The sequence below is a fragment of the Amycolatopsis japonica genome (assembly GCF_000732925.1).
Lineage (GTDB): Bacteria > Actinomycetota > Actinomycetes > Mycobacteriales > Pseudonocardiaceae > Amycolatopsis > Amycolatopsis japonica.
In genome coordinates, this window is the sequence record NZ_CP008953.1 from 962,977 (window position 1) to 974,713 (window position 11,737).

The following is an 11,737-nucleotide window of genomic DNA, read 5'->3' on the forward strand; positions in this document are numbered from 1 at the left end:
AGTATCGCGTTCCGGTGCCGCCGAAAAGCCTCGGCGCGGCAGGAACCCCGAGGGGCTCCCGGACGTCCACCGGGGGAGGACGGCATCCGGTCGGGCGACGGCCGGGCCGATATGGGAATCTCGCTGCCGAGGCCATGTCCGGCGTGATAGCTCTATGGCGACGGGGCGAGGGACAAACCAGGAGGATCCAGGCGTGCGGTCACGGACCACAGCGGCACCCATGCTGGCGTGCGCGGCGGTGCTCCTCGCCGCCTGCAGCAACACCCCGCCCCCGCCCGTGGTCAGCTCTTCAGCCTCTCCGGTGAGCACGTCGACCACGAAGACGCCTTCGCAGGTCGTCGTGGGTGTCGACGACGTCCTCGGCGGCTACAACCCCCACAACCTCGCCGACGCGTCCCAGGTGACGTCGGCGCTCTCGCAGCTGCTGCTCCCGTCGGTGTTCCGCCCCAAGGACGACGGCAGCTTCGAACTGGACAAGAACCTGATGAAGTCCGCCGAGGTCGTCTCGCAGCAGCCGTTCACGGTCGCGTACACGATCCGCCCGGACGCCTCCTGGTCCGACAGCGCGCCGATCGCCGCCGAGGACTTCGCGTACCTCCGCGAGGCGATGCGCGATCAGCCCGGTGTCATCGGCGCCGCCGGCTACCGGCTGATCTCGGACATCCAGTCGCGCGAAGGCGGCAAGCGGGTCGAGGTCACCTTCTCCAAGCCGTACCCGGGCTGGCAGACGCTCTTCGACAATCTCCTGCCCGCCCATCTGCTCAAGGACGCCCCGAACGGGTGGCAAGGCGCGCTGGCGACGGCGTTCCCGGCCGTCGGCGGCCCGTACTCGATCAAGGGGCTCGACACCGCGCGCGGAGAGGTCACCCTGGAGCGCAACGAGCGCTATTGGGAGAAACCCTCCGCCCTCGACCGGATCGTGCTCCGTGCGGCCGATCAGGAGGGCACACTGGCCGCCCTGCGCAGCGGCAACGACCAGTTCGCGATGACCATGACCGACGGCGTCGGCCTCAAACGGCTCGGCGAACTCGGCTCCGCCGTCCAGCTGCACACGGTCGCGCGCCCCACGGTCGCGCAGATCCTCCTGCGGCCGGTGAGTCCGACGCTGTCGGATCCCAAGGTGCGCGAAGGGGTCACCGCGCTGATCGACCGCGGAAAGCTGATCACCGAGGCGGCCGACGGCGGCCCGTCGGACAAGCTCCGCGCCGACGCCCAGGTCCGCGTCCCGTCGGCCCCCGGTTTCCAGCCGACGATCCCGGCCCCTGGCCCGCCGTCGGCCGCCGACCCGGTCAAGGGCGAGGAACTGCTCAAATCCGCCGGATACACCAAGGAAGCCGGAACCTGGCGGAAGAACGGGAAGAACCTTTCGCTGGTCGTCGCGTCGCCCGCCAAGAAGGAGCCGTACGCGACGATCGCCAAGGAACTGACGGCCCAGTTGGTGGCGGCGGGGATCGAGGTCAACGCGATCGCGCCGCAGCCGAGGGAGCTGTTCTCGACTCTGCTCGCCATGCCGGTGCTCAACGGGATCCAGCAGACGACGCCGGAGGGTGCGGGCAACGTCGGCATCGACATCGCGGTGATCGGCCAGGTCACCGGTGGTGCGGACGTCGCTTCGGCGCTGGCGTCGAGCTTCGGCTGCCGCCCCGATCAGCTCGCCGACAAGACCAAGGCCGTCGTCCCGGCGAACCCGCTGGGCTTCTGCGATCCGGCCCTGCAGCCGTCGATCGACGCCGCGCTGACCGGCACCACCCCGGCCGCGGACGCGCTTTCGGCCCTCGAACCGGAATTGTGGCGTCGGAATGTTGCCATTCCGTTGTTCCAGCTGGCCGATACCCTCGCCATCGGCTCTGGTATTTCCGGAGTAACCGCAGGTCCTCCTATGGTGGGCCCTTTCGGGTCGGCGGTGAACTGGACGAGGGGTCCGAAGTAGCCGTTTCGAGTCCGAGTCCGACCCTGGAGGGTGACCTTTCCCGGCACGTTCGAGTGGCGGACTGATTCCTCAAGGTAACCGATGTATTTCTCGATGTCGGCCGCAAGTTACCCTTTGGTCACGATCGCCCCGGAACTGGTGACTGTTCGTGCATTTCCTTTCTAGCGTGCACCCGCAGTGCGCCAAATGAGTGTCGCTTGGCGTGTCATAGGCTCCGGGCCATCTCACCGGAGCGGTGTGGGGTCCTGTTCCGATCTCAGGAGCCCAGTGCTAGGAGGGCACACTTCATGAGGAAGTCCAAGGCAGTCTCCGCCTGGTCGCTCGTCGCGGCCTCCGCGCTTGTGCTGAGCGCATGCAGCGGTGGCGACAGCGGCAGTACCGACCCGAACGGGTCGTCGACCGATATCAAGAGCATGGCGACCGGCAAGGCGCAGAACGGTGAGAACTTCAAGCTCGCGGACACCAAGGGCTACGAAGGCACCGTCACGGTGGGCATCGACGACGGGTACTCGGGCTACAACAACGACACGCCCGACACCAACACGTCGTACAACACCTACATCCTGACCGCCGTGCTCGCCGGTGCCGACGTGCTCGACGGCAACAACAAGGTGCTGCTGAACAACGACGTGTTCGACTCCTGGGAGGTCACCTCCAAGGCGCCGCAGACCGTCGTCTACAAGATCAAGCCGAACGTCAAGTGGTCGGACAACGAGGCGTTCGACTGCGACGACATGTACCTGTCGTGGCTGGCGCACTCCGGCAAGGCGAAGACCTCCGACGGCAAGCAGGCCTTCCTCGCCGCTTCGACGACCGGCTACCAGCTGATCAACGAGGCGACCTGTAAGGACGACCTGACCTTCGAGACCAAGTACACCGAGCCGTACCTGGACTACAAGGGTCTGTTCAACTCGACCGCGATCATGCCCGCGCACATCGTCGAGAAGAACTCGGGCGTCGCGGACATCACCAAGCTGACCCCGACCAGCGACGCCGCTCAGCTGGCGAAGGCCGGTGACTTCTGGACCAACGGCTTCAAGGGCTTCAAGGCCGACGTCATGCCGGCTTCGGGCCCGTACAAGATCACCGCGTTCGACGCCAACCAGAAGGCCGTCACGCTCGAGAAGAACCCGAACTGGATCGGTGGCAAGGGTGGCCCCTCCAAGATCGTCGTGAAGGCGATGGAGGACACCAAGGCCATGGCGACCGCGCTGCAGAACGGTGAGATCGACGTCGCCGCTTCGACCCAGCCCGACGCCACCGCGGCCAACACCATGAAGGGCCTTTCCGCCCAGGGTGTGACCTACGGTTCGGCCTCGCAGCTGACCTTCGAGCACATCGACCTCAACTACGGTCGTATGTTCAAGGACAAGGCCCTGCGCAAGGCGTTCTTCGAGGTCGTCAACCGCCAGGAGATCACCGACAAGCTCCTCAAGGAGGTCCAGGCCGACGCGACCCCGCTGAACAGCATCGTGTTCATGCCGGGCGAGCAGGGCTTCAAGGACCTGTACAGCAGCAAGGCCGGTCTGGGCGCCGAGGCCGCGGCCAAGACGCTGACCGACGCCGGCTGGGTCAAGGGTGGCGACGGTATCTTCGCCAAGGGCGGCCAGCGCGCGTCGTTCAAGATCTCGCACAACCAGAACACCCGCCGTCAGCAGACCGTCGAGATCATCATCTCGCAGGCCAAGGCCGCCGGTATCGAGATCACGGACGACCAGGACGCCAACTTCCTGAAGGGTGGCCGTCTCGCGGCCAGCGACTACGACGCCGCGCTCTTCGGCTGGTCCGCCGCTCCGTTCAAGGCCGAGCAGAAGTCGATCTACATCACCCGTGTCGACGACAGCAGCCAGAACTACCAGGGCCTGTCGAACCCGACGATCGACTCGTCCTTCGAGGCGGCCGTGAAGGCCACCGACGAGGCCGTGCAGCTGGAGAACTACCAGAAGGCCGACCAGGCGATCGCGGACGAGTACGCGACGCTGCCGCTGTTCCAGACCCCGTCCATGTGGGCGTTCAAGGGCATCGACCGCACCTACATGCAGTCGTACAACGGTGTCCTGTGGAACGTCGGTGAGTGGGAGCAGAAGAAGTAGGGCCTTCCGCCCCGCTTTTTCACCACTCGCTTACGCGATCCTGGTGGTACGGGGGTCCGGCCACAAGCCGGGCCCCCGTACCCGCCGGAAGTAGCTGTTGACCGTAGGGTTACCGCCACTACGGTGGACAACCGGGCAGCGGTCCAGCACTTCGGCGACCAGGCCCGGATGAGGAGCAGTTCGTTGAACCTGGTGATCTACATTCTTCGCCGTCTGGCGATATCGATTCCCGTCCTGTTGGTCGGGACTTTCCTGTGTTTCGTCATGGTCGCCGGCACCGGTGACCCGCTCGCCGAGATGAAGAGCAACCCGGCGATGAGCAAGGAGGCCATCGCGCAGATGGCCTCGCAGCTCGGGCTGGACCAGAGCATCGTGCCCCGGTACTTCACATGGCTCGGCAACTTCGTCACCGGCGACTGGGGCGTGTCCATCGCACAGGGCAACGCGCAGGCCCCGGTGTTCCCGAAGGTCATGGCCGCGTTCGAGGTCACCTTGAAGCTCGTGGTCGGAGCCGAGATCCTCGCGCTCATCCTCGGCGTCCTCGTCGGTGTGGTCGCGGCGGTCAAGCAGTACTCGATCATCGACTACATCGCCACCACGCTGGCCTTCCTGCTGTTCTCGATGCCGATCTTCTGTGTCGCCATCGTGCTCAAGCGGTACGCGATCGAGTTCAACGGCTGGGTGCGCGACCTGGGACTGTCCGACGTGCTCGGCAATCCCTGGATCCGCACCACGAGTCCGGAATCGCTGAATTTCGACGGTCCAGGCGGATTCCTGGCCAGTTACGTCGGCGCCTATCTGTTGCCGACACTGTCCATCATGGCCATCAGCTTCGCCGCCTACAGCCGGTTCCAGCGCGCTTCGATGCTGGAGACGCTGAACGCGGACTACGTGCGGACCGCGCGTGCGAAGGGACTCGCCAACGGCCGGGTCATCTTCCGCCACGCCTTCCGTAACGCGCTCATCCCGGTGACCACGCTGTTCTCCGTCAACTTCGGTGCCGTGCTTTCGGGCGCGATCATCACCGAGACGGTGTTCAACTGGAATGGCATGGGCAAGCTGCTCGTCGAAGCCGTGACCAAGAGCGATACGCAGGTGATGATGGGGTGGCTGGTACTCATCGCCAGCAGCATCATCATCGCCAACCTGATCGCCGACCTGATGTACGGCATCCTGGACCCGAGGATTCGCGTTGGCTGACTTGAACTCCCTTATCGCGGCGGAAGGCTCCAAGTCCGCCGACGGCACGCTCCCGGAAGAGGCGCTGCCCGAGCCCCAGAGTCAGGGCAAGCTGGTCCTGCGCAAGTTCCTGCGGCACAAGCTGGCCATGATCTGCACCGGCGTCCTGCTGTTGCTCGTGCTGACCGTCATCATCATGCCGATCTTCTGGCCGCACAGCTACGAGGACAGCTCCTTCCCGTCCTTCGCCAAGCCCAGCGCGGAGTATCCGCTCGGGACGACGCAGGTCGGCAAGGAAATGGTGTCGCAGATCCTGCGCGGCACCCAGTACTCGCTGCTGATCGCGCTCATCGTGTCGCTCGTCGCCACCACCATCGGCACCGTTTTCGGTGCCATGGCGGGGTACCTGCGCGGCTTCACCGACTCGGCGATCTCCCGCGTGACGGACCTGTTCCTGATCGTCCCGCAGATCGCCGCCGCCGCCATCCTGGCGAAGGTGTTCGGTGGCGGTACCTGGTACATCGTCGCGATGGTGCTGGCGGCCTTCGGCTGGATGCCGATCGCCCGTATCGCCAGGGCGGAGTCGATGTCGCTGTCCCAGCGCGAGTTCGTGGACGCCGCCCGCGCGTCCGGTGCCGGGACGTTCCACATCGTGTTCAAGCACCTGGTGCCGAACATGGTCGGCCTCATCACGGTCAACGCGACCCTCGCGATCGCGCAGGCCGTGCTGATCGAGGCGGCCCTGTCCTTCATCGGGCTCGGGGTGCAGCTGCCGGACACTTCGCTCGGCCGCGTCATCCTCGAGAACTACGCACAGCTGCAGGCGCGGCCGGCGCTGTTCTTCGGCCCGTTCATCGTGCTGGTGCTGATCTCGCTGACGATCAACTTCATCGGTGACGGCCTGCGGGACGCTTTCGACCCGCGCCAGCGCAAGATGAAGGCGTGATCTTCTCCGCGCGCTGACGCAAACGCGCCGAAGGGGCGCCGATCCGTTTCAACCTCAGGTTGGGCGGGAGGCGCCCCTTCATCGCGTTTCCGTGGGCCTCCGGCCCAAAAGAGGGCGCGCGGGGTGAAGTCTCCGGTCGGGCGCTGACGCGCCCTTCCCGGAGACGCCGGGGTGCTGTCCGGCGGCGCCTCACTCCCACGTACAGCGAAGGCCCCCTTCACCGCGGCTGGCGCGGTGAAGGGGGCCTTCGGGTACTGAAAGCGTCAGTCGGCCACCGGGGCCAGCTTGCCCGCCTCCCAGGCCGCACGCCGCTCGGCCTGCAGCACCGGGTCCGCGACCGGGGCGGCCGACAGCAGACGACGGGTGTAGTCCTCGCGCGGCGAGTGCAGCACCTGGTCACGCGTGCCGACCTCGACCAGCTTGCCGTGCTGCATCACCGCGACGCGGTCGGCCAGCAGGTCGACGACGGCGAGGTCGTGGCTGATGAACAGGCAGGCGAACTGCAGCGAGCGCTGCAGGTCCAGGAACAGGTCCAGCACGCGGGCCTGCACCGACACGTCGAGCGCCGACGTCGGCTCGTCCGCGATCAGCAGCGCCGGGTCGAGCGAGAGCGCCCGCGCGATGGCGACGCGCTGGCGCTGGCCACCGGACAGCTCGTGCGGGTACCGGTTGCGGTAGTGGCCACCGAGCTCGACCTTGTCCAAAAGGGACGCCACACGCTCGTTCAGGGCCTTGCCCTGCAGGAACTTGTGCAGCACCATCGGCTCGGCGATCGATTCGCCGATGGTCATCTTCGGGTCCAGTGTGGACGCCGGGTCCTGGAACACGATCGAGAAGTAGCGGCGCAGCGGGCGCAGCTCCTTGTTCGACATGTTCGTGATGTCCTTGCCCGCGATCGACACGCTGCCCGCGGTCGGGGTCAGCAGGCGGATCGCGCAGCGGCCGACGGTCGACTTGCCGGAACCGGATTCGCCGACCAGGCCGACGATCTCGCCCTTGGCGATGCTCAGCGAGACGTCGTCCACCGCGCGGTTCTTCGCCTGGCCGCGGCGGCCGGGGTACTCCAGCACGAGGTTCTTGATCTCGAGCGCGGGCGCGTTCTCCTCGATCACCGCGGCGAGCTCGGAGTCCTCCAGCCGGATCTCCTCGGCGATCTTCGTCGCCTCGTCGCTGTCGGCGGAGATGCCCTCGTCGTCGAGCAGGCGGCGGCCCTCGGGACGCTGGCCGAGCACGGGCACCGCGGCGAGCAGCTTGCGGGTGTACTCCTGCGACGGCGACGCGAACAGCTCGCGCACCGGCGCCTGCTCGACGATGTTGCCCTGGTACATCACGACCACGCGGTCGGCGAGGTCGGCGACGACGCCCATGTCGTGCGTGATCAGCACGATCGCGGTGTTCAGGGTGTCGCGCAGCTTGCGCAGCAGGCCGAGGATCTCCGCCTGCACGGTCACGTCGAGCGCGGTGGTCGGCTCGTCGGCGATGATGACCTTCGGGTCGCACGAGATCGCCATCGCGATGACGACGCGCTGGCGCAGACCGCCCGAGAGCTGGTGCGGGTACTGCTTGAAGCGCAGCGGCGGGTTCGGGATGCCGACCATCTCGAGCAGCTCGATGGCGCGCTTGTCGGCGGCTTCCTTCGAGATGTCCTGGTGCGAGCGGAGGGCTTCGCGCAGCTGCCAGCCGACGGTGTAGACCGGGTTCAGCGCGGTCATCGGCTCCTGGAAGATCATCGCGACCTGGTTGCCGCGGATCTTCTGGAGGTCCTTCTCCTTGAGATCGGCCAGGTTGCGCTCGCCGAGGCGGAGCTCGCCGGCGATCCGGCTCGTCTTCGGGAGCAGCCCGAGCACCGACATCGAGGTCACCGACTTGCCGGAACCGGACTCGCCGACGACGGCGACGATCTCACCCGGCTTGACGTCGAAACCGATGCCCTTGACGGCGTCGACCACGCCGTCGTCGGTCGGGAACGAGACGCTCAGGTCGGAGATGGACAGAACCGAACCCGACACGCCGCCGAGGTCCGACGATGCTGCTTCAGTGCTCACCAAGATGCCCTTCGTGGGGGTACATATGGTCACGGCGCAGTGCCCGTGACTCGCGCGAGGATAACCGAGAGTCGCCCGACTAAGGTCGGTCCTCTCCGGCTTCCGTTCCCGACACCCTATAAAGGAAAGCGCGCCGTGTTCGAATTAGTCTTCAAGCCGTGATCTCCGACCGGCCCAAATTGCTCCTGGTGCACGCCCATCCGGACGACGAAAGCATCACCACCGGCGGCACCATCGCGCGTTACGCGGCCGAAGGTGCCGAAGTGACCGTCGTCACGTGCACTCTCGGTGAGGAAGGCGAGATCATCCCGCCGTCCCTCGACGGGCTCGGTTCGTGGGCTTCCGATCAGCTCGGCGGCTACCGCGCGGGCGAGCTGGCGTCGGCCTGCGCGGCGCTGGGCGTCACCCGGCACCGGTATCTCGGCGGCATCGGCCGCTGGCGTGATTCCGGGATGGCCGGGACGCCGTCCGCGGCCCATCCGCGCGCGTTCTCCGGCGGCGACCTCGACGAGCAGGCCGCTCAGCTCGCCGAGATCCTCGACGAGGTCCGGCCCCAGGTCGTCGTCACCTACGACGCCTTCGGAGGTTACGGGCATCCCGACCACATCCGCGCGCACGAGGTCACCATGGCCGCGGCGCCGAAAGCCGCGTCGGTCGAGAGGGTGTTCCACACCGTTTCCTCCCGCGACGCCGTCACGGCCGGGCTCGCCGCGCTGCGCGGGCGCTCGTCGTTCCGGGTGCCCGAAGACGGCGAGCTGCCGGTGACACCGGACGAGACCATCACGACCGTCCTGGACGTCGCCGCGCACATCCCGGCGAAGGCGGCCGCATTGCGGGCCCACGAGACCCAGGTCAGCGTGCCCGCCCCGCCGCATCTCGCCGACCACTTCGCGCTGAGCAACGACGTCGCGCAGCCGATCACCCCGGACGAGTACTTCGTGCTCGCCCACGGGCCCGCCGAAGGCGCCGCGGCCGATCTGTTCGGAGGACTCGCGAAGTGAGCACGCCGCTCACGTCACGGCAGCGGCTGCTGCTCGCCCTGCTGACCTTCGACGCGTTCCTGCTCGGCCTGCTCGAACTGTTCTTCCTGCCGCTCCGCCTCGACGGGATCGTGCTGCCGAAGCTCGGGGACGCGCCCGTCCCGGTGACCGCGGTGCTCGCGGTGATCACGACCCCGCTGCTGGTGCGGACGACCGCCAAAGTGGTCCGGCCCACCTTTTCGGTGATTCCGCTGCTCGTCTGGGTACTCGTCGTACTCGGGATGGGCATGGCGGGCCCCGGCGGTGATCTGGTGCTGATACAGGACTGGCGGGCGCTGCTGCTGATCGGCGGCGGGGCGCTGCCGGGAGCGCTGGCGCTGGGCGGAGGCCTGGGCACCGCGTCGAAGGTCGCGAAGGGAGTCAGCGGTGGGTGAAGCGATTTCGGACCGCCAGGTCGTGGCGGTGCTGCGGCCGTTCGTCCGCGCCTGCGGGCCGATGGTCGACGCGCTGCGGGACGCGGATCCGTTCGGGCTGCAGGCCAGGGGCCGTCGTCACGAGGATCTGGACGGCGTCGAACCCGGGCTGAAGGACAAGCTGCTCAACGGGATCACCTCGGTCAAGGTGCCCGGCACCGCGGCGTGGGCCGAGATGTCGAACTACCAGCGGACCGACTGGTGGGTGAACCGGGTCGGCCGGTTCACCGCGCTGATCACCGCGATCCCCGGCCTCGGCGGCGCGCTCGCCGACCGGCTGCCCGTGCAGGACGCGCTCGGCTCGGCGGCACAGGGGGTGCTGCTGTGCGCGATCGCGGGGGAGTACGGCGTGACCGACGTCGGCGCCCGCGTCCGGCTGATCGCGTGGGTCCTTTTCGAACGCGACATCGATCCGGTGATCGCGGCGGGCAAACACGCCGAACACGACAAGGCCGCCGAAGACGACGAAGCGGCGAAGCTCACCGAAGAACTCGACGACGCGAAGAAGAAGCACGGCAAGATCACCTTGAAGGCCGCCGCGGGCACGCTCTGGCGGCTCGGCCGGGGCCTGCTGGGCATCGTCGAAGAACTGGAGAAGCGGCCCCGCGGCCGCCTTTTCCACCGTGCGCTCGGGAAGCTGCCGGTGGTCGGCATGGCGGGCGACTACCTCGGCGAGCGGTCCGGCCTCAAACGTGTCTGGAAGCGGGCGCACGAATGGTTCACCGCACACCCGGACGGCGAGCTCACTTCCAGAACATGAACGCGTCCTGGCCGTACATGGCCGCGAGCTTGAACCCGCCGACGGCGTCGAAGATCGCGAAGGACCCCTGCCACAGGAGCCTGCTCGCACCGTCCACGAGGAACAGCACGGCGAACAACGCGATCGGCGCCCACGGCCGGGCCTTCGCGCCGAATTCCCGCGCGCCGGGCGAGAGATACGGCTCGATCGCGCCCCAGCCGTCGAGGCCGGGGATCGGCAGGATGTTCAGGATGAACGTGACGATCTGAAGCAGCGCCAGGAACGAAAGCCCGATCACGAGACCGGACGACATCGGCACGAGCGCGACGACGAGGGTCAGCAGGACGCCGACGCCGAGGTTGCTCAGCGGGCCGGCGAGCGACACCCACGACTGGACCCCGCGCGACCGCAGGCGCCCGTGCTCGATCCACACCGCGCCACCCGGCAGCGGGATGCCGCCGATGAAGAGGAATACCAACGGCAGGATGATGGACAGTGCCGGATCCGTGTATTTCCGGACGTCCATGGACAGGTAACCCTTGTGGGCGACGCTGTGGTCGCCGCCGCGGAACGCCACGATCGCGTGACCGAACTCGTGCAACGTCAGTGACGCGACCCAGCCGCCCGCGACGAGCAGGACGACGCCGATGATGATGAGCGGGTCGTACTTCTGGCTGGAAATCGTCGTCGTGTCACCGAAAGCCGCCAGCACACCGCCCAGGACGGTGACCGCGAGGATGCCGAGGAAGATCGGGCTTGGCCGCACTGCTGATCTCTGCACCCCTCCAGTCTTCCGTATGCCCGATGTGAAGTTGTCGGCGTGTCCCCTTGCGCGATGAGGCGTGAGTATCCCCCGAACTCGCTACTCCGCTTGACCTGACCGCACTACACGGGTGTAATCACAGTGATGTCATTCGTCGCTGGAAGGGGGCGGCGGATGGTGTTTCAACACCGCCAGCCTGGGGAGTGCGTGGACAGCGAGGAGGCGGACGTGCGGTTGGAAGCAGATGGAAGGGAATGGGGGCAAGTCGTGGGTTGGGGTGAGGTCCCGGAGCAGCAACTGGGCGATCTCACCGAGCTTTTCGACGATGCCTCCGCGGAAGAGCAGGACTGGCAGGAACGGGCCCTCTGCGCGCAGACGGACCCGGAGGCGTTCTTCCCCGAGAAGGGCGGCTCCACCCGTGAAGCCAAGCGGATCTGCCTCGGTTGCGAGGTCAAGGACGAGTGCCTCGAGTACGCCCTCGCGCATGACGAGCGGTTCGGTATTTGGGGCGGGCTCTCCGAACGTGAGCGTAGGAAACTGAAAAAGCGAGCTGTGTGACGGCGATCTCCGGCGGCCTCGTGCGCCGGAG

10 protein-coding genes are annotated in these 11,737 nt (G+C 67.2%); 8 read left to right on the forward strand and 2 right to left on the reverse strand.

Annotated elements, in window-relative coordinates; genetic code table 11:
* Window positions 1-220: 220 nt before the first annotated feature.
* The 4 genes from AJAP_RS04860 to AJAP_RS04875 all read left to right on the forward strand — a co-directional run bounded on the left by AJAP_RS04860 (window position 221) and on the right by AJAP_RS04875 (window position 6,148).
* Entirely contained in the window at window positions 221-1,930 is a 1,710-nt protein-coding gene (locus AJAP_RS04860) for an ABC transporter family substrate-binding protein (protein WP_038508525.1), read from the forward strand.
* A gap of 287 nt (window positions 1,931-2,217) precedes the next feature.
* Entirely contained in the window at window positions 2,218-4,023 is a 1,806-nt protein-coding gene (locus AJAP_RS04865) for an ABC transporter family substrate-binding protein (protein ID WP_038508528.1), read from the forward strand.
* Window positions 4,024-4,206: 183 nt separating this feature from the next.
* On the forward strand, window positions 4,207-5,223 hold the full coding sequence (locus AJAP_RS04870) for an ABC transporter permease (RefSeq protein ID WP_037342474.1): 1,017 nt from the start codon (window positions 4,207-4,209) through the stop codon (window positions 5,221-5,223).
* Window positions 5,216-6,148 carry an ABC transporter permease gene (locus tag AJAP_RS04875; protein ID WP_143202720.1) on the forward strand — a complete coding sequence of 311 codons (933 nt, stop codon included), beginning with the start codon at window positions 5,216-5,218 and terminating at the stop codon, window positions 6,146-6,148. Before AJAP_RS04870 ends, AJAP_RS04875 begins: the two co-directional genes overlap by 8 nt.
* Window positions 6,149-6,411: 263 nt before the next feature.
* Here AJAP_RS04875 and AJAP_RS04880 read toward each other — a convergent pair whose 3' ends face one another.
* Window positions 6,412-8,193, reverse strand: a complete 1,782-nt coding sequence (locus tag AJAP_RS04880; protein WP_051972342.1) for an ABC transporter ATP-binding protein — start codon at window positions 8,191-8,193, stop codon at window positions 6,412-6,414.
* Window positions 8,194-8,351: 158 nt separating this feature from the next.
* Here AJAP_RS04880 and mshB point away from each other — a divergent pair, with 158 nt between their 5' ends.
* Genes mshB through AJAP_RS04895 form a run of 3 tightly spaced genes read left to right on the forward strand, consistent with a single transcriptional unit; the run spans window position 8,352 to window position 10,406 of the window.
* Window positions 8,352-9,194: an N-acetyl-1-D-myo-inositol-2-amino-2-deoxy-alpha-D-glucopyranoside deacetylase gene (gene mshB / locus AJAP_RS04885; RefSeq protein WP_038508536.1), complete on the forward strand. Its 843-nt coding sequence runs from the start codon at window positions 8,352-8,354 to the stop codon at window positions 9,192-9,194.
* Complete coding sequence (locus tag AJAP_RS04890; RefSeq protein ID WP_038508539.1) at window positions 9,191-9,607, forward strand: hypothetical protein; 417 nt, start codon at window positions 9,191-9,193, stop codon at window positions 9,605-9,607. The genes mshB and AJAP_RS04890 overlap by 4 nt, the downstream gene beginning before the upstream one ends.
* Window positions 9,600-10,406 carry a hypothetical protein gene (locus AJAP_RS04895; RefSeq protein WP_038508541.1) on the forward strand — a complete coding sequence of 269 codons (807 nt, stop codon included), beginning with the start codon at window positions 9,600-9,602 and terminating at the stop codon, window positions 10,404-10,406. The genes AJAP_RS04890 and AJAP_RS04895 overlap by 8 nt, the downstream gene beginning before the upstream one ends.
* On the opposite strand, the gene AJAP_RS04900 is transcribed toward AJAP_RS04895, so the two are convergent.
* A complete protein-coding gene (locus AJAP_RS04900) occupies window positions 10,390-11,151 on the reverse strand; it encodes a site-2 protease family protein (protein ID WP_038508544.1) in 762 nt (253 codons plus the stop codon). The two genes, AJAP_RS04895 and AJAP_RS04900, sit on opposite strands and share 17 nt — an antisense overlap.
* Window positions 11,152-11,322: 171 nt before the next feature.
* Between AJAP_RS04900 and AJAP_RS04905 the strand changes: the two genes are divergently transcribed.
* Window positions 11,323-11,706, forward strand: a complete 384-nt coding sequence (locus AJAP_RS04905; protein WP_007028952.1) for a WhiB family transcriptional regulator — start codon at window positions 11,323-11,325, stop codon at window positions 11,704-11,706.
* The last annotated feature ends 31 nt before the right edge of the window (window positions 11,707-11,737 follow it).

Coding starts and splice junctions, on each gene's coding strand:
- AJAP_RS04860 (WP_038508525.1), top strand. CDS start 221: ATGCTGGCGTGCGCGGCGGTGCTCCTCGCCGCCTGCAGCAACACCCCG.
- AJAP_RS04865 (WP_038508528.1), top strand. CDS start 2,218: ATGAGGAAGTCCAAGGCAGTCTCCGCCTGGTCGCTCGTCGCGGCCTCC.
- AJAP_RS04905 (WP_007028952.1), top strand. CDS start 11,323: ATGGTGTTTCAACACCGCCAGCCTGGGGAGTGCGTGGACAGCGAGGAG.